Raw genomic sequence first — 16,644 nt, forward strand, 5'->3', positions numbered from 1 at the left:
CACGACCACGACCATTCCCATAGCCACGCGCATGCAAATGATTCCTGCTGTGCGCCCGCTGAACCCGCGCAATCGGTAGCCCCTGCCGCAGCTTGTTGCGGCACGCATACTGTGCCGGACATTCAACCTTCGGAGCAACTCGCTAGACCCACCACTAGTACTGATGGTGTTCAGACGCCCATTCGCATCATGCAAATGGACTGCCCCACGGAAGAGGGACTGTTGCGCAAGAAGCTGGGTGGCATGCCAGGTGTGACAGGGCTGGAGTTCAACCTGATGCAACGCGTACTGACGGTGACCCATGCTCCCAAGGAAATTGAATCGATTCTGGCCGCTGTGCGATCGCTGGGCTTCGCTCCCGAGATAGCCAACAGCGAGGCATCCCAGGAGGAGCCCACGCCCGAACCTGCCAAACCGTGGTGGCCCTTGGCGCTTGCAGGGGCTGCAGCAATTGCCTCTGAGGCGGTTGAATGGACCGGCATGCCCACATGGATGCGGCCGCTTTGGCTCTGGTGGCTGTTCTGGCCTGCGGAATCACCACCTACAAGAAAGGCTGGATTGCCATTCGCAATGGCAATCTCAATATCAACGCACTCATGAGCATCGCTGTAACAGGTGCACTTTTGCTGGGGCAGTGGCCCGAGGCGGCCATGGTGATGGTGTTGTTCACGATTGGCCGGAGTTGATCGAAGCGAAATCGCTGGATCGGGCGCGCAATGCAATTCGCGGGCTGATGCAACTCGCCCCCGAGCGCGCAACCGTCCTGCAGGCAGATGGCACTTGGCAGGATGTGGAGGCCAAATCAGTCACCGTCGACACACGGGTCCGGATCAAACCTGGTGAGCGTATCGCCTTGGATGGAAAATCGTCAGTGGTCGCTCGGCGATCAACCAAGCCCCTATTACCGGTGAAAGCCTCCCTGTAGAAAAAGCCGAGGGTGACCCGGTGTTTGCCGGCACCATCAACGAATCGGGTTCGTTTGAGTACAAAGTGACTGCTGCTGCCAATGACAGCACGCTGGCCCGCATCATCCACGCAGTGGAAGAGGCGCAAGGCGCGCGTGCGCCGACGCAGCGCTTTGTCGATCAATTCGCCCGAATCTACACACCAGTGGTATTCGCCATTGCCTTGGCTGTCGCCATCTTGCCGCCACTGCTGATGGGGGGAGATTGGTTCACCTGGATTTATAAGGCGCTGGTTTTGCTGGTGATCGCTTGCCCCTGCGCCCTGGTCATCTCCACCCCGGTCACCATCGTCACGGTCTGGCTGCCGCGGCACGCCAGGGCATTCTCGTGAAAGGTGGCGTCTATCTCGAAGAAGGACGCAAGCTGAAGTGGCTGGCACTCGACAAGACTGGAACCATCACGCACGGCAAGCCTGCGCAGACGGACTTTGTGGTGCTCAGTGGGATGAATGAGACCGAATTGCGCAGTCTTGCAGCCAGTCTGGCCGGTCGCTCGGATCACCCCGTGTCCAAGGCGCTGACAGAGGCTGCCAAGCGCGACAACGTTGCCCTGCGCAATGTTGATGCATTTGAAGCCCTGCCTGGACGTGGCACCAAGGGCGTCATCGACGGAAAGCCCTTCTATTTGGGCAATCACCGCCTGATTCACGAGCAAGGTCGCTGCTCCGACGCCCTGGAAGCCCGCTTGTCGGCCCTGGAAGTGCAAGGCAAAACGGTCATTCTTCTGGCTGATGACCAGGAGGTGCACGGAATGTTTGCTGTGGCCGATACGGTCAAAGACAGCAGCCGGCAAGCCATTGCCGAATTGCATGCCTTGGGTATCAAGACGGTCATGCTGACCGGAGACAACGCGCACACTGCCAAAGCCATAGCGACCCAGGTGGGCATCGACGAGGCACGTGGTGACCTGCTGCCAGAGGACAAGCTCAAGGTGATCGAAAGCAAGATCGGTCAAGGGGGCGCGGTTGGTATGGTGGGCGATGGCATCAACGATGCACCCGCCCTGGCCCGTGCGGACATCGGCTTTGCCATGGGCGCCGCCGGTACGGGCACCGCCATTGAAACTGCCGATGTGGCCTTGATGGACGACGACCTGCGCAAACTTCCCCGTTTTGTGCGCCTCTCCCGTAGCACCCATGCGCTTCTAGTACAGAACATCGTTCTGGCACTCGGCATCAAGGCTGTGTTTCTGGTCCTGACCCTCACAGGGGCGGGCACGATGTGGATGGCCGTTTTTGCGGATGTGGGGGCGAGCTTGCTGGTGGTCGGCAATGGGCTGCGTCTGCTGCGGGGGACCAAATTCGAGCCCTCGGTGAAGCCGGCCTCGCAACCCAAAACCGTTCACGCTCATGCCCACTGAGACGCCCAACTCACCCCGCCGGCATATCGGCGAAGCGCTGGCCGATGCGCGGCGGGCCCTGGACCAGTTGGGTCAGGATTCATCCGTGGTGGAAGCGACAGAATATGGCGCGACGATGCTGATCCATACGTTTGAGCAAGGCGGTCGCGTCTATGCCTGCGGCAACGGTGGCTCCATGAGCAATGCAATGCACTTCGCCGAGGAATTGACCGGACGGTTCAGGCAGAACCGGCCGGATTGCCCGCGCAGGCCCGGGCGACTGTCTGCTCGCCATCAGCACCAGCGCCAACGTCATCAACGCGGCGGTTACTGCAAAGAGCTGCAGATGACAGTGCTCGGCCTGACGGGTCGGCCCAGCACCTCCGCTGCCCACGCTGTCCGATGTCTGCATCGCCACCCCCGGCTGCGCGTTCGCCGATCGTGCCCCGGAACTTCACATCAAGGTCATCCATATCCTCATCGAGCTGATCGAGCGCCACGTCTTCCCGGAGCACTACGACGCGACTCCCGCCGGGTCGGCCAAGCCCACATGAGCGCGTCCCACAGCCACGCTTTACCTTCAGAAGACAACGGCCGATCACCTTGCGACAACACATGCGGAGGCTGCGACCCCGCAGCCAGCACTGCAGACGCGAGACCGCCGAGCACGAGCGCATGAACGGCGTGAAGCATCTGTTTGCAGCGTTTCGATCACAGGCCGCTTCGCCCGCCGCGATGGCGTGCGCGTCGGGCTTGTGGCTGATCGCCTTCGACAACCTCGCGTTTTGGCGCGACCTGTGGGCGGCTCGCGACCCTTCCTCACTGCGCGCCGCGCTGGCCGTTGCCGGCTTGGCCTTGGTGCTGTGGTCGCTGTTCACCCTGCTGGCGCGGTTGCTGTGCTGGCCGCGCGTGGGCAAACCGATGATCGCCCTGCTGTTGGCGGTGGCTGCGCTGGCCGCCTACTTCATCGGCAGCTACGGCATCCTCATCGACAGGGGGATGATGCGCAACGTGCTGCAGACCGACTTGCGGGAGACGGCCGACCTGCTGTCGCTGCCGCTGTTGCTGGACTTCGCGTGGCGCGGTCTGCTGCCGGCGGCGCTGGTGCTGAGCGTGCGCGTGGCCCATCCGGGCTGGCGCCAGGCTCTGGCCGGCATTGCCCGTAGCGCGCTGCTGTTCGCGGTCCTGGCCGTTAGTTGCCTCACGGTCTTCTACGCCGACTATGCCTCGGCGGCCCGCAACCACCGCGAGCTCCGCCACCTGCTGACACCGACCAACGTGTTCAACGGCCTGGCGGGCCTCTGGAAGGAGCACTCGCGTGCCAACCGTCAGCTGGTCCGCGTCGGCGAGGATGCACGTCGCGATCCGGCCAACGCCGGAGCGAAGCCGCTGCTGGTGGTGCTGGTCGTCGGCGAGACCGCGCGTGCGGCCAACTTCTCGCTCGGCGGCTACGCCCGCCCGACCAACCAGGCCCTGGCCGGCAAGGGCGTCGTCTACTTCGGCGACGTGACCTCCTGTGGCACCGACACCGCGACCTCGCTGCCGTGCATGTTCTCGGATCTCGGCGCCGGCAAGTTCGAGGCCGCCGAGGCGGGTGCCCGCGAGAACGTGCTCGACATCCTCGCCCGTGCCGGCGTCGGGGTGCGCTGGCTGAACAACAACTCTGGCTGCAAGGGTGTGTGCGACCGCATCCTGTGGTCGGACCTGTCTCGCACCAACGATCCGGCGCTGTGCGCCGGCGGCGAATGCCTCGATGGCGTGCTGCTGCAGGGGCTGCGTGACGGCCTGGCTGCGGCGACGTCGGACAACCTGATGGTGCTGCACTTGATGGGCAGCCACGGACCGGCCTACTACAAGCGGTACCCGGCGGTGAGCCGGCGCTTCGAGCCGACCTGCGACACCAACGATATCCAGCGCTGCAGCGTCGAGGCGCTGCGCAACACCTACGACAACGGCATCGCCTACACCAGCGAGGTGCTGGCGAAGCAGATCGACCTGCTGGCCGCACAAGCCGGGCGCGTCGACAGCGTGTTGCTCTACATCTCGGATCACGGCGAGTCGCTCGGTGAGCGCAACATCTATCTGCACGGCCTGCCCAAGGTGCTCGCGCCGCGCGAGCAGACGCAGGTGCCGATGCTGGCCTGGCTGTCGCCCGGTGCCTGGCAACGTCTGGGCGTGAACGAGGCCGCGCTGCGGCAGCTCGCCGCGCAGCCGCTCTCGCACGACAATCTGTCGCCCACTCTGCTCGGACTGTTCGGCGTGCGCACGAGCGCCGTCCGGTCTGCGCTCGACCTGACGGCGATGGCTCGGCGCGCCGCCACGCAGGGGGCCGGCACGCCATGAGCGGCGGGTTCGACGCCCGACGTCTACCTGCCGTGGCTTTCTCGTCATCCAGATGAGCGCGGATGCGCTTTCAGTCCAGGTAGTCTGAGTACTCTTTCTGCGCGAACCGCTGTAATCCATCCCAGGGACGTGATGGCGAGATTCCCTGCACTTGGATCACGGTATGGCGTTGGGAAGTTCCGACTGTGGATTCCCCCAGCGTAGGCAGTTTCAACATGGAGTTCCATATCACTTTCAGGCTGCGACCCTTCTCCGCCAAGGTGTAGGTCGTGAGGTCATTCGAGGCGATTCCGGGGTTCATCCGCTTCAAGGTACCGGCATTATCGACCGGTGCACGATTTGCTCATTGGCTGCGGCGCCCTAGGCGACGCCGCACAGCAAGACCAGCAACACCCGGCAGGTAGCAGTCATCATGCGACGTCCCCTTCTTGACAGTGAGATGCGCAGAGGCCCTTTCAACCTGGCGCACGGCCAATGATCCAGCGCGCTTCCACATAACGGAAGGTCGTTGTCCCGGCGGGGAGGTGGAGATGGGGAATATGGTCATGCCGCAAGGTGATTCTGCCGCCTTCGGCGTCGATGTTGACGATCCGGCCAGCAATGAAGTCATTTGCCGAAGGCTGCGCGAACAGGCATGTGCCGGGCACGAGCAAGGACGCGGCGACAAGCAGTGCCCAGCGGGAGCATCTTGACGGCCTGCAAGCGGAGCTTGAATCGCAGTTCATGTAAATACCCCTTATGTTGTCTTGGGCGCAGCATTCTCGAAATGCAGGTATCGTAGAATCGCAATGTCTGCTTGCAGCGCATTGCGGAGTGTCATTCCCCTTGCTGATGATGCGACGCACGCTTCCGGTATCGGCCCGACAGCCAAGGATGGCACCTTGCAGCGGCTTGCCTCAGCGAACGGGTCCCGGATACCACACAATCGTACCCTGCGGGCGGGGCGGCGACATCCCGATCAAACCGCAGAGGAGAAACTAATGGAACGCAGCATTTTCCCGACAGTAGTAGTGCCCGCGCCCTCGCCAGCGCAGGCCTCGCTCGTGCAAGATTCCTTGGAGACCGGATCCATCGTGCTCCGGCCGGAGCAGGTGCCGCAAGCCGAGCAGGCACTTGCCGCGCTGGACTTCGCGGACGTTCCATCCGGCGACATCATCAAGATCGGTCTCGGTGCGGAACAGGCGTTGCAGAAGACGCTTGACGGCTTTCTCGCGCGGCTCGACAAGAAGACGGCGTCCAAGGTGTTCGCCCTCTTCGAGCGCCTGGAAAAAGGTGTCGATGACGCCAAGCTGCCTGAAATCCTGGAGAGGATCCAACAGGGTGAAGCCCCGGGGTTCTTCGCCGGCCTGTTCGCCAAGCTCACCGGCCGCAAGCCCGAGGAAGCCTTTCGCGAGTTCATGCAGGAGATCGGCGAGTTGATCTCGATCCGGACGCAGACGCTGGCCGACAAGATGGTCCGCCTGGAGGGCGAACTGTCCAAGGAAATGAAGACGCTGTTCGGCGAACTGCAGGCGCTGGAGAGCCTCAAGCAATCGTACGGCACGCACTTCGCCAGCTTCACCGTCGATGCTGCAGTGGCGCGGGCGTTTCTCGAAAAGGCCCGGCAGTACGTAGCGCAGCAGACTGTGGCAGCGGACCCTGCCGACGTGTCCGCCCAGGCACGGTTGCGTGAGCTGCAGGACAAGCTCGGCCTGCTGGAAAGTCGGGCCCTTGCGCTCGAAGGCACCTATACGCGCCTGCCGGCCGACCAGATGGTGATCCAACAGATCGAGGCCGCCGGAATCGCGACGCTGCAGGAGACCGCCACAACGGTGTCCTCGCGCTTCGCGTCGATCAAGATGACCTTGCTGGCTATCCACGGTGCATTCGCGGTCAAGTCGGTGCAGCAGATCGCCGAGCGACAAGCACGCCTCGACCAGCAATTGACGCAACTGCGCGGCCAGGCCACCAAGGACGTGGCAATCGCCGCGGCCAAGGCACCCGGTGACAACCGTGTCGCGCAGGCGCAGCAAATCGCCGCGATCATCACGCAGACGCGCGAGATCCACGAGCTGGTCGAAACCGCAAAGCAGGAAACTGAAGCGAAGTTCGAGGCGGCGCAGCAGATGTTCGAGCAGTCGCGAGCCGAGCTCGCGGCGCTGCGCAAGGCATGACAACAACCCGGAGAAACCCATGCTCACACTAACCCTTGACAAGCCCGGTGCCGCGCCGGCCCGCAAGCTGCAACTCTCGCTCAACAAGGGCGCTGCGTTCAAGGTGACCATCGCATGGCAGTGCGACGCCCGCCATCAGGATGACATCGACATCCATGCGCTCGAGGCATGCAACGGCGGCAATGGCGCGAAGGTCACGGTGCTCGAAGAGATCCTGTCTACCTACAACACGACGAAGATGAGCCCGAAGACCGGCGTGCTGCCAACCGCGGCCGACGGCTCCTTCGCCACGCCCACGGGCGGGCTGCGGCACTCTGGCGACGTCCGAGTCCAGGGCAACACCGAAAACATCGTCATCGATGGCTCGAAACTTCCTGCGGACGTGAACGAGATCCCCCTCTTCGCCACCGTCCACAAGGCCGAACACACCGCGGGGCACGACGAGGGCTCCGCGGCCGAGGACGAGGCGGCCTTCGCTGACATTGAGGTCTGCACCGTCACCATCGCCGACGAGAGCGGGCGCGAGCTGGGCGCCTACCAGCTGTCCAAGGAATTCGGCGAGTTCAACGTGGTGCAGTTGGGCAGCATCATGCACGGCGACAACGGCTGGGAGTACGCGCCTGTCGGCCGCGGCTTTACGGGAACGTTCAACGACGTTCTGGGCCACTTCTCCTGAAGGCCTGCTGTGCCGCCCACGAAGGACAAGTTGCGCCCGACGGTCATCGGCGCCCCGGGCGCTTCGCTGCGCACCCCCGCAGGGGTGCGCAGCGAAGCGCAGGACGTCCTGTCGCCGGCGCGTCGTGTCCCCGCTGCCACGCCGGTGGTGCGGCAACCGACGGCCATCCCGGGTGCCGAACGAAAGCGGATCGAAGTGGCTGTGTCGGATTTTCAAGCGTTGTCGCCAGGCGCAGCTGCCGGGGTATACGAGCAGGCGCGAGCACTGGTCGGCGCATTCGTCGTCGACAAGGCTTCGCAGCGCAAGGCGATCCTGTGGGGCCACAACCTGCAGCAGGTGCACGGCGACCTCGTCACCGAGATGCTTGCCCTTGCGCGCAGCCCTGTGCTGCGTCATGTGGAAGGCTACCTCGCGCGAATGATGGACATTCTGGGATCGATCGACATCATGGCCGTCTGCGGACATGGCGGCGACAGTCTCGTGGGCCGGCTGTTCCAAGGCATCAACAGCCGGATCGACACGCCGGGCGAACTTGCCCAGGCCCAGGCCGAGCTGGAGCAGTTGCTGGCACTCATGGGTGGCGCACTCGACCCCCTGCTGGATCTGAAGGACCGGCTGCTGCGCCTGTCCAGGTCGATGGAGGGGACCGCGGCACAGGTCGAAGCTTCCGCCATCGGCACCCTGTTCCTGTCGGAGCGCCTTCGTCAGGGCGACGCCGCACTGGCGCAGTGCTTCGTGGAGCGCAGCACGAGTCTGACGCAGACCCTGGTGCAAATGCGGCAAGCCGGCTCCACGCGAGAAATACAGATCGAGCAGCCGATCCGCCTGATCGGCGCCATCCAGAACGTTGCGCTGGTCGTGATGCCGGCGTTCATCGGCAGCATCGCGTCCATCGCCACCCTCAGCGCCAGCAAGACAACGATCTCGCCGACCGAAGCCGGCGAACTGGCCTATCGGCTGCGGGACATCATCAGCCAGTTGAAACCCTGAACCAGGAGCAAACATGAACAGCAAACTCACACTGAATCTGGACAAGTCGGCCAACGCGCTGCGCCTCGCGCTCGACAAGGCTGGCGTGGTGGCGAACGTGAAGGCGGAAACCGCCGCGATCATCGACGTCTCCGGCTCGTTCGAGCACGAACACGAGGAGGGCACGACCAGCATCCTGATCGAGCGGCTCGTACCCTACTGCATGGTGCTCGACCCGGACCGCAAGATGGATGTCTTCACCTTCAGCGCTGGCGAACGCAACGCCCACTACGTGGGCGCGGTGACGCCGGACGACGCACGCGACTACGTCACGCGCAACATCGTCGATCAGGTACCGGGCTGGAATGGCGGCACGACCTACAGCTTCGTGCTCGAGCGCGCGCTCGAGCACTTCGGATGGAAGGCGTGCGAGGAGGCACACCGCTCATCCCAGGGCGCCGGCTTTCTTAGCCGCCTGTTCGGTTGGTCGCCTAGCGGGCACGAGCACGGCACCCAGCACATGCACGAGAAGAGGCGCTCGCTCGTGCTCTTCATCACCGATGGCGAAAACGACGGCAGCGACGAGGGGCGCACCATGCGCGTCCTCGAGGAATCGCAGCAGCGCGGCGACCAAGTCTACTTCCTGTTTATCGGCGCCTGCGAAGACAAGGGCGTGACGTTCGAATTTGTGCAGAAGATCGCGCGCCGGTTCAGGAACACCGGCGTGGTGGTGATCCGCGATCTTGAAGCCTTCGTGGCGCAGTCGGACGAGGAACTCAACGCCACGCTGCTCGGCCCGGAGCTTGTCGAATGGCTCAAGTCGTAGGCCGCAGGGCTCGCACCGGTTTGCTTTTTCGAGTGCGCGCAAGACCAGAGTCCCGACCGTCGCCTGCAGGATGGAGCCTCATGGAACTACTACAGGCGCTTGCCTTAGGCATAACGGTTCAACTCGTCGGCGCCGCTACTGCCCAGCCTCAGGACGACTACACAGGCTTTGCGGATGAATCGATTGACGCGGGGGAGCATTTTGCTGGGGCACTGCTTCCTATCTTGATGGCTGTTGTCGCGTTCACAGGACTCTGACTCAACAACCATCTTTGCGCACTTTCAGACCGTGATTGACCCCAATGTGCTCAGATTGTTCGGTCACAGATCAAGCAAATTGGCCGCATCACTCAATAGAGTCGACTGTGCCCTGAAATAGCTCAACACAGTGGTCACACTGTGATGACCTGTCATCGTCATGGTTTCAGCCAGTGGTATGTTCTGGCGTCCAGCTTCTGTCACAAAGCCAGATCGTAACGAGTGGGCAGAGAAGTCACCTTCAATCCCCGCCAAGGCACATCGATCCTTGACGACGGCGCGCACTGCAGCCGGGGAGAGCGCTTCACCAAGGTGTCCGCCTTTTCGGATTCTCCTGAAAATAAAACCTTCTGCAATCTTGCTGGTCTGCAGCCAGTCGTCAAGCGCTTTGCCCGCAGCTCCTACTATCGGTTTGCTGTTTTCCGGCAAATCTGTACCGGATTGATTGGTCTTGGAATAGGCTAAGGTGTAGATGAAGTCGGTCGGTCCCACGCGCTTCAAAAACTGAATTTCGGCACTTGTCACCTCCGAACGCCTGCGTCCACCGCTGGCCCAGGCAAAAAGCAGCAAGGCGCGGTCACGCTTACCGCGCAAAGTATCGTCGCAGGTAGCCAGCAGCGCCTGCAACGGCTCCTTTGTCAGGGCGTCTTTGCGTTGCGGCATAGCCCCACGCTTGGCGTAAGCCTTGCGAGTACGCGACAGCAATTCGCGCACCTTGGGGTCATGGCATGGATTTTTGAGCTGTCGCAGTTGATGGGCCTTTGACAGCACGGCGATGCGGTGCACGAGGGTGTTGTGCGCCATGGCACCGAGCTTGCCTTTGTAGCCACCCTGGACCAGCGCCTGGTCAATCTCGGCGGGCAATTCCGAAACCAGCCCTTTGGGCGTGGTGCGCTCGGCATGGTCGACGATGAATTGCAGCACGCAGGGCGTGGCCACCGGCAACTGAACCATCACGCCATAACGCAGGCCGTACCAGGCGGCCCAGTAACGCAAAGCACTGCGATAGCTCATCAGGGTGTTTTGCGACTCACCTTCGCGCAGCAACTCTTCGACGGCGCGTTGGGTCACATCGCTGAGCTCGGTGGGCTGTAAAGCCGGAATTTTCTGAAGAGCAGGCAAACGCATGGTTGAATCCAGGCAGAGTTATGACTAATTCATACATGTTATGTATGATGTGTTACGCAAATACACAATAGATCACGATAACAATCTCTTATCGTCGGTAAATATAACAGTCGGAGTAGAGCGATGCAAATGAAAAGTACGCGAGGTGTCCAGCAAGACGATGTGTGGGCGGCGGCAGATGCTTTGATCGCCGAAGGTCTGCGCCCGACGATTGAGCGGGTTCGCCAGAAAATTGGAAGCGGCTCTCCCAACACCGTCAGCCCGATGCTGGAGGCTTGGTTCGCCACTTTGGGGCCGCGCCTCGGCGTAAGTGGGGCAAAAAAGGACATGCCGGGGCTACCTGTGGCAGTACAGTCAAGCGCCGCAAAGCTCTGGGAAATAGCACTTTCTCAAGCCCGCCAGGATGCTGAAAGTTCATTTACGAAGGACCGTGAGGCATTGGCGGCTGAACGCGCCGCTGTCGAGATTCAGGCTTCAGCACTCACACAACAGGAAGCCGTCCTGGTGGAGCGCCTGGCAGCGGCTGATCGGGCGCACGAGGTTTCTCAAAAGCAAATCAGTGCGCTGGAGAACCAGTTGCGGCATTTGCAAACGGCACTTGCAGAGCGAGACAACAAGATCTTAGAAGTCCAAGCCAGGCTGTCGACCGTCGAGCAACAACGGGAAGCCGAGCGCCAGGCATTTGACGAAAAATCCAAACATCACGCAGAGGAACGCTTGCGTTCTGACGAGCGGGCGCTCGCCAATGAGCGTCGTCTGATGGCGGAGATCGACCGAGAGCGACAGGATGTAAAACGGGCAAAGGCTCAGGCAACTGAGTTGCAGCAGCGTGCCCTAGACGCCACCAACGCTTTGGAGACGAGGACAAACGAGTTAACGCAAAGGTTGCGAAATGCCGACGAAGAACTGCGCATCGCGCATCAAGCTTTGGCTACGGCCAATGAACGTGCCGACGAACTGCGTACCTTGCTCAATGCCCAGGTAGACGCAAATGCCGATGTCTTGAAGCAGTTGCAAGCCATGATGGCAGCTCAAACCAGGCCGCCAGCAACCACTCAGTTCAAGCACCGAATCAAAAGCCAAGCCAAAGATCAGAGAAAATCATATAAAACAAGCAGTTAGGTGTGATTCTGCGAACTTTTCAGGAATCACGGCCGACCCTCAGATCGCGCTCAAGCTGGCGCAGGGATCGCGCCGCATGACTGGGGCTCCATTGCGGGGCTTGTTTGGTGTACCACTCCAGGGCCACGGCCTTGAACGTGGTGCCATCTGGCAAGGTGGCCTTGAGCTTCTCGACCTTGCGCACTTTGACCGGATCGTGGCCGTTGGACTTTTGAGCCTTGGCTATGTCCCTTGCCTTGCGTGCTTCCTTGGGGCCAACGGCGGGATAGCTACCAAGGGCCATGCGGCCTTCTTTGCCCTCTTTCCGATATTTCCAGAACCAACGCTTTGAACCGTTGGGGCTGACCTCAAGGTATAGGCCACCAGAGCAAGCCAGGCGAGACCGTGTTTTTTCAGGCGGGCAGGTCGCGTTTTTGCATTCAACATCGGTAAGCATGGGGGAACAGCTCCTACAGTGAAAACGGGGGAACAAATCGAAGAATTGAAGTTTTCCCCTATTTGTTCCCCCGCATGTTCCCCCGTTTTGCGCTGGATGTCAACGAACGAAAGCGAACGATCTTGGAAGTGAAACCCGTATAAGTGGCTGATTTGGCAAAGAAAAAGGCCGTTTGCTGGACTTCAGCGAACGGCCTTGGACGTATATATGGTGGAGCTGGGGGGATTTGAACCCCCGTCCGCAAACCTTCTTCGAACAGTTCTACATGTGTAGCCGTCTGATTTGGATCTCGCTTTTCACATCGCGCAGTGGCACGCTATGCAAATCGCCAGCAACCTATTTTCTCGACCTGCCCTAAGTTACCCAAGGCAGACCCAGCCGAATGAAATTACCCCACAGCCTGGACAGCTTGCGCCGCCCTTGCCCAGCCTATCGGCTTGCTGTTGTGAGGCTCACTAGCAATTAAGCAGCGAGTGCGAAACGTTCGTCGTTTGCAGTTAGTTTTTTTGAATCAGTTTTACGAGCGCATTCAGCTCGACATGCCCTGCTGCGCGTCCGAATCCACGTCGAAACCAGTGCAGCCCCAAGCCTGACATTTTAGGGCCGACTGATCAATTGCAAGAGCTCAAGGGCAGAATTAATCGTGGCGTGGGCGCCCCACTGCCTGGTGTCGGACTTTTGCCCCAGATAACCGTAGGTGGCTGCGACGGTTTTCATGCCTGCGGCCAAACCTGCCACGATGTCACGCTCGTCATCACCCACATAAACACAGCTCTCAGGAGGCACATCCAGACGTCTAGCCGCCTCCAGCAAAGGCAAGGGGTGAGGCTTGGCATGGGCCGTGGTGTCGCCGCTGATGATGGTGCCGGCTGAGGCAAAAAGTGGCATGGCCTGGGTCAGCGGTGTGGTGAAGCGGGCCGATTTGTTGGTGACCACACCCCACGGGGTGCCTTGTTGCACCAAATCGTCCAGCAGTTGCGCTACGCCAGGAAACACCAGCGAGTCTTGCGTCAGCCGCTGCTCATAGTTGGTAAAAAACTCTTCTCGATAACTGTTGTACTCGGGGTGGTCGGGGTCCATGCCAAACGCGATGTTCAGCATGCCACGCGCCCCGGCACCGGCCATGGGCCGGTAGGCCGCCAGATCCATCGAGGGCAAACCACGTGTGGTGCGCATCAAGTCTGCAGCTGCGCCCAGGTCTGGGGCGCTGTCGATCAAGGTGCCGTCCAGGTCGAACAGCACCGCCTTCACACCGGTGAATCGGTTGAGGGAGCTCATCAAGGGCAGCGGTTCAGGCGGTTTTTTGGGCCGCCAGCATGTAGTTCACGCTGGTGTCGGCATTGAGCCAGAAGCGCTGGGTGAATGGGTTGTACGACAGCCCCTTGCTGTGTGACACCGTGAGGCCAGCCTGGCGACAGAAGCCCGCCAGTTCGCTGGGACGAAGCAATTTGGCGTATTCATGGGTGCCACGCGGCACCATGTTGAGCACGTACTCGGCACCCACAATGGCCATCACAAACGACTTGGGGTTGCGGTTGATGGTGGAGAAAAACACCCAGCCACCAGGCTTCACCAGCGTCGCACAAGCTCGCACGACCGAGGCCGGGTCAGGCACATGCTCCAGCATTTCCATACAGGTCACTGCGTCAAAACTCCCGGGTTGCTCGGCAGCCAAGGCTTCGGCACTGATTTCACGGTATTGCACGTTCTGGGTTTGTGCGTCCAGCGCGTGCAACTGCGCCACGCGCAAGACCTTGGTAGACAGGTCAATGCCGGTGGCTGTGGCGCCAGCGCGCGCCAGGGAGTCGGTCAGGATACCGCCGCCACAACCCACGTCCAGCACATTCAGGCCAGCCAGAGGGCACAGGCCGTTGATCCAGCCCAGGCGCAAGGGGTTGATCTTGTGCAAGGCGTGCATTTCGCCCTCTGCGTCCCACCAGTGGTGGGCCAGTTCAGAAAATTTGGCCAATTCAGCCGCGTCGGCGTTGATCGTTGTGTTCATGACTGGATTATCGGAAATTTAGGCTGAAAAAAGCCGTGTAGACACCAGGTACCCTTAAAAAACAAAACCCACCGCAAGGGTGGGTTTTGTGGGGCATGTGAGCTTATGCCTTCTTGGCCCAGGCGCTGCACCAGCCCTTGGCAACAACTTCCTTGCCAGCGAACAAAGGACAGGCTCCTTGAGGAGCAGTCTTGCCTTGGTACAAGGCGCAGGTGGAACAGGACTGATCCTTGGTGTGCTTGGGGTACTTGGTCTTGTCCGCTTTTGTCGTGTCAGCTACATAGCCCAAGCTCTTGGCGTTGGCATCTGTTTCAGCGACCAAGGGGGCTGCGGCCATGGCCATGCCAGAAGCCAATGCGCTGGTGCCGACCACTGATTGCAGAATAAATACGCGACGATTTGTCATAGGTCTGTTTCCTGAGTAGTTGATAAAACTGCGGCTGGCATCCCGTGCTGGCAGCTGCGCAAAAGATTATCGGCGCAGCCTGGGAAAAAAACAGCCGAGTTACCTCAAAAACCCATCAATTAAGTCAAAACTAAGTTTGGGAAATACTGCGCATTGCAAGGATCGCTTCAGGCCACGCTGTCAGCGACAAAACCCGCAAATGAGGCCTTGAGCTGGTCCATGGCGTCCTGGGGCAAGCGGTTGCCCACCTGCGACACCACACGCCCGGCACATTGATTCGCCAGCCAGGCGGCCTGGGCATGGTTGTGGCCATGGGTGACGGCGTACAGGAATGCACCCGCAAACATGTCACCGGCACCATTGGTGTCGATGGCTTTGACCTGTGCGGCAGGCACTTCTGTGGCTTGACCACCTTCCAGCACCACACAGCCCTTGGCGCTGCGGGTCAGGCACACCACCCTCGCCTGCTGGCTGAGTTGGCGGCAGATCTGCGCCAGATCTTTGCGACCACACCAGACCTGGGCTTCCTCTTCGTTGCAGAACAGGTAGTCCAGCCTGCCGGTCTCGGCATTACCGACCATGGCGTCGAGCCCTGGGCGGCAGAAGTTGATCATGGTCATGTCGCTCAGCGTGGTGGCCAGTGCCACACCAGCCTCACGTGCAATGGCCCGGCCCTTGATGGCGGCATCCAGCCCGGTGGGCGACGCAGCCAGGTAACCTTCCATGTAATAGACCTTGGATTTGACGATGTCGTGGGGATGCAAGGCGGTGGCGTCAATGTCGGCGGTGGCACCTAAAAAGGTGCTCATGCTGCGCTCGGCGTCAGGCGTCACCATCACCATACAACTGCCGGTCTGGCCCTGTGGTGCGCGAGTGTGCGTCAAGTTGGTGGCGACACCGTGTGAGATCAGATCCTGGGTGTAAAACTCGCCCAGTTCATCGTCCGCCACGCGGCAGGAGTAAAACGCCTTGCCACCCAACTGGGCCACCGCCACCACCGTGTTGCCGGCCGATCCGCCGCCCGCACGGAGCACCGGCAAACCGTAGACATGGCTGAGCAGCTCGGTGCGACGGGCCGCGTCGATCAAGGTCATATGACGTTTTTCAACACCAGCGGCCTGCAACTGCGCATCGGACACCTCGTACTGCGAGTCCACCAGCGCATTGCCGATGGCGTAAACGTCATGGTGACTCATGTTTATTGCTCCACAAAAGCGCGTTCAACCACAAAGTCACCGGGTTTGGTGGTGTTGCCTTCCAGGAAACCACGGGTTTCCAAGATGTGTTTCAGGTCTTTCAACAAGGCCGGGCTGCCACACATCATGGCGCGGTCGTATTCGGGGTCAAACTTGGGCAGACCCAGGTCCTTTTGCAGCTTGCCGGACTCGATCAGGTCGGTGATGCGGCCCTGGTTCTTGTAGGGCTCACGGGTCACCGTGGGGTAATACAGCATTTGCGCAGTGACCATCTCGCCGAGGAACTCGTGGTCGGGCAGCTCTTGGGTCAGATAGTCGTGGTACGCCAGTTCAGCCACTTCACGCACACCGTGCACCAGAATCACTTTTTCAAACTTTTCGTAGGTTTCGGGGTCACGCACGATGCTCAAAAACGGCGCCAGACCGGTGCCTGTGCCAAACAGGTACAGGTTTTTGCCGGGCAGCAGGTAGTCGATCAGCAAGGTGCCGGTGGGCTTTTTGCCCACCACAATCTGGTCACCCACTTTGATGTGTTGCAGCTTGGAGGTGAGCGGGCCGTCCTGCACCTTGATGCTCAGAAACTCCAGGTGGTCTTCGTAGTTGGGGCTGACAATGCTGTAGGCGCGCAGCAGCGGTTTGCCACCCTCCAGGCGCAGGCCGATCATGGTGAAGTGGCCGTTTGAAAAGCGCAAAGCCTGATCACGTGTGGTGGTGAAGCTGAACAGTCGGTCTGTCCAGTGGTGAACGCTTAAAACGGTTTCATTCAGAAATGCACTCATGGGTCGCCTTGAATTGTGGATAAAACAAAAGTGTGCGAGTGTAAAAGG

Annotated in this window: 16 protein-coding genes, 1 other RNA gene and 1 pseudogene; 9 read left to right on the plus strand and 9 right to left on the minus strand. The window is 60.7% G+C overall.

Annotation, left to right across the window (positions count from 1 at the left end):
- Positions 1-189 precede the first annotated feature (189 nt).
- From RF819_RS00110 to RF819_RS00120, 3 genes and pseudogenes are all read left to right on the plus strand, one after another.
- Positions 190-2,324 (plus strand): annotated as a pseudogene (locus RF819_RS00110) (heavy metal translocating P-type ATPase).
- Between the two features lie 115 nt (positions 2,325-2,439).
- Complete coding sequence (locus RF819_RS21990) at positions 2,440-2,982, plus strand: SIS domain-containing protein (protein WP_420853879.1); 543 nt, start codon at positions 2,440-2,442, stop codon at positions 2,980-2,982.
- Positions 2,979-4,646 (plus strand): phosphoethanolamine transferase, encoded by a 1,668-nt coding sequence (locus RF819_RS00120; protein ID WP_158081203.1) that lies wholly within the window; start codon positions 2,979-2,981, stop codon positions 4,644-4,646. Before RF819_RS21990 ends, RF819_RS00120 begins: the two co-directional genes overlap by 4 nt.
- A 455-nt stretch (positions 4,647-5,101) precedes the next feature.
- Here the strand turns inward: RF819_RS00120 and RF819_RS00130 are convergent, their stop codons facing one another.
- Positions 5,102-5,293, minus strand: a complete 192-nt coding sequence (locus RF819_RS00130; protein WP_244899938.1) for a copper-binding protein — start codon at positions 5,291-5,293, stop codon at positions 5,102-5,104.
- Positions 5,294-5,626: 333 nt separating this feature from the next.
- Between RF819_RS00130 and RF819_RS00135 the strand changes: the two genes are divergently transcribed.
- The 5 genes from RF819_RS00135 (at position 5,627) to RF819_RS21195 (ending at position 9,527) form a co-directional block, all read left to right on the plus strand.
- On the plus strand, positions 5,627-6,799 hold the full coding sequence (locus RF819_RS00135; RefSeq protein ID WP_078366685.1) for a hypothetical protein: 1,173 nt from the start codon (positions 5,627-5,629) through the stop codon (positions 6,797-6,799).
- Between the two features lie 19 nt (positions 6,800-6,818).
- Complete coding sequence (locus RF819_RS00140; RefSeq protein WP_078363108.1) at positions 6,819-7,475, plus strand: TerD family protein; 657 nt, start codon at positions 6,819-6,821, stop codon at positions 7,473-7,475.
- 9 nt (positions 7,476-7,484) lie between these two features.
- Positions 7,485-8,465 (plus strand): hypothetical protein, encoded by a 981-nt coding sequence (locus RF819_RS00145; protein ID WP_078363109.1) that lies wholly within the window; start codon positions 7,485-7,487, stop codon positions 8,463-8,465.
- Positions 8,466-8,478: 13 nt separating this feature from the next.
- Positions 8,479-9,270, plus strand: a complete 792-nt coding sequence (locus tag RF819_RS00150; protein ID WP_078363110.1) for a VWA domain-containing protein — start codon at positions 8,479-8,481, stop codon at positions 9,268-9,270.
- Between the two features lie 80 nt (positions 9,271-9,350).
- A complete protein-coding gene (locus tag RF819_RS21195; protein ID WP_158081204.1) occupies positions 9,351-9,527 on the plus strand; it encodes a hypothetical protein in 177 nt (58 codons plus the stop codon).
- Positions 9,528-9,590: 63 nt separating this feature from the next.
- On the opposite strand, the gene RF819_RS00155 is transcribed toward RF819_RS21195, so the two are convergent.
- A complete protein-coding gene (locus RF819_RS00155; RefSeq protein WP_078363111.1) occupies positions 9,591-10,655 on the minus strand; it encodes a tyrosine-type recombinase/integrase in 1,065 nt (354 codons plus the stop codon).
- A 123-nt stretch (positions 10,656-10,778) separates the two neighbouring features.
- Between RF819_RS00155 and RF819_RS00160 the strand changes: the two genes are divergently transcribed.
- On the plus strand, positions 10,779-11,777 hold the full coding sequence (locus RF819_RS00160) for a DNA-binding protein (protein ID WP_078363112.1): 999 nt from the start codon (positions 10,779-10,781) through the stop codon (positions 11,775-11,777).
- Between the two features lie 19 nt (positions 11,778-11,796).
- Here the strand turns inward: RF819_RS00160 and RF819_RS00165 are convergent, their stop codons facing one another.
- The 7 genes from RF819_RS00165 to RF819_RS00195 form a co-directional block, all read right to left on the minus strand.
- Positions 11,797-12,213, minus strand: coding sequence for a tyrosine-type recombinase/integrase (locus RF819_RS00165; protein WP_078363113.1), 417 nt, complete (start codon positions 12,211-12,213; stop codon positions 11,797-11,799).
- A gap of 208 nt (positions 12,214-12,421) precedes the next feature.
- Positions 12,422-12,798, minus strand: a transfer-messenger RNA (tmRNA) gene (gene ssrA, locus RF819_RS00170).
- A gap of 12 nt (positions 12,799-12,810) precedes the next feature.
- Positions 12,811-13,491, minus strand: coding sequence for an HAD family hydrolase (locus tag RF819_RS00175; protein ID WP_078363114.1), 681 nt, complete (start codon positions 13,489-13,491; stop codon positions 12,811-12,813).
- 13 nt (positions 13,492-13,504) lie between these two features.
- A complete protein-coding gene (ubiG, locus tag RF819_RS00180) occupies positions 13,505-14,215 on the minus strand; it encodes a bifunctional 2-polyprenyl-6-hydroxyphenol methylase/3-demethylubiquinol 3-O-methyltransferase UbiG (protein ID WP_078363115.1) in 711 nt (236 codons plus the stop codon).
- A 103-nt stretch (positions 14,216-14,318) separates the two neighbouring features.
- Positions 14,319-14,621: a high-potential iron-sulfur protein gene (locus RF819_RS00185; protein ID WP_078363116.1), complete on the minus strand. Its 303-nt coding sequence runs from the start codon at positions 14,619-14,621 to the stop codon at positions 14,319-14,321.
- A gap of 167 nt (positions 14,622-14,788) precedes the next feature.
- Positions 14,789-15,817: an adenosine kinase gene (locus RF819_RS00190; RefSeq protein WP_078363117.1), complete on the minus strand. Its 1,029-nt coding sequence runs from the start codon at positions 15,815-15,817 to the stop codon at positions 14,789-14,791.
- 2 nt (positions 15,818-15,819) lie between these two features.
- Positions 15,820-16,596, minus strand: a complete 777-nt coding sequence (locus tag RF819_RS00195; RefSeq protein WP_078363118.1) for a ferredoxin--NADP reductase — start codon at positions 16,594-16,596, stop codon at positions 15,820-15,822.
- Positions 16,597-16,644: the final 48 nt, after the last annotated feature.

Source organism: Rhodoferax fermentans, from assembly GCF_002017865.1.
Classification (GTDB): Bacteria; Pseudomonadota; Gammaproteobacteria; order Burkholderiales; family Burkholderiaceae_C; genus Rhodoferax; species Rhodoferax fermentans.

Coding starts and splice junctions, on each gene's coding strand:
- RF819_RS21195 (WP_158081204.1), top strand. CDS start 9,351: ATGGAACTACTACAGGCGCTTGCCTTAGGCATAACGGTTCAACTCGTC.
- ubiG (WP_078363115.1), bottom strand. CDS start 14,215: ATGAACACAACGATCAACGCCGACGCGGCTGAATTGGCCAAATTTTCT.
- RF819_RS00120 (WP_158081203.1), top strand. CDS start 2,979: ATGAACGGCGTGAAGCATCTGTTTGCAGCGTTTCGATCACAGGCCGCT.
- RF819_RS00195 (WP_078363118.1), bottom strand. CDS start 16,596: ATGAGTGCATTTCTGAATGAAACCGTTTTAAGCGTTCACCACTGGACA.
- RF819_RS00175 (WP_078363114.1), bottom strand. CDS start 13,491: ATGAGCTCCCTCAACCGATTCACCGGTGTGAAGGCGGTGCTGTTCGAC.
- RF819_RS00165 (WP_078363113.1), bottom strand. CDS start 12,213: ATGCTTACCGATGTTGAATGCAAAAACGCGACCTGCCCGCCTGAAAAA.
- RF819_RS00140 (WP_078363108.1), top strand. CDS start 6,819: ATGCTCACACTAACCCTTGACAAGCCCGGTGCCGCGCCGGCCCGCAAG.
- RF819_RS00155 (WP_078363111.1), bottom strand. CDS start 10,655: ATGCGTTTGCCTGCTCTTCAGAAAATTCCGGCTTTACAGCCCACCGAG.
- RF819_RS21990 (WP_420853879.1), top strand. CDS start 2,440: ATGCTGATCCATACGTTTGAGCAAGGCGGTCGCGTCTATGCCTGCGGC.
- RF819_RS00135 (WP_078366685.1), top strand. CDS start 5,627: ATGGAACGCAGCATTTTCCCGACAGTAGTAGTGCCCGCGCCCTCGCCA.
- RF819_RS00185 (WP_078363116.1), bottom strand. CDS start 14,621: ATGACAAATCGTCGCGTATTTATTCTGCAATCAGTGGTCGGCACCAGC.
- RF819_RS00150 (WP_078363110.1), top strand. CDS start 8,479: ATGAACAGCAAACTCACACTGAATCTGGACAAGTCGGCCAACGCGCTG.
- RF819_RS00190 (WP_078363117.1), bottom strand. CDS start 15,817: ATGAGTCACCATGACGTTTACGCCATCGGCAATGCGCTGGTGGACTCG.
- RF819_RS00160 (WP_078363112.1), top strand. CDS start 10,779: ATGCAAATGAAAAGTACGCGAGGTGTCCAGCAAGACGATGTGTGGGCG.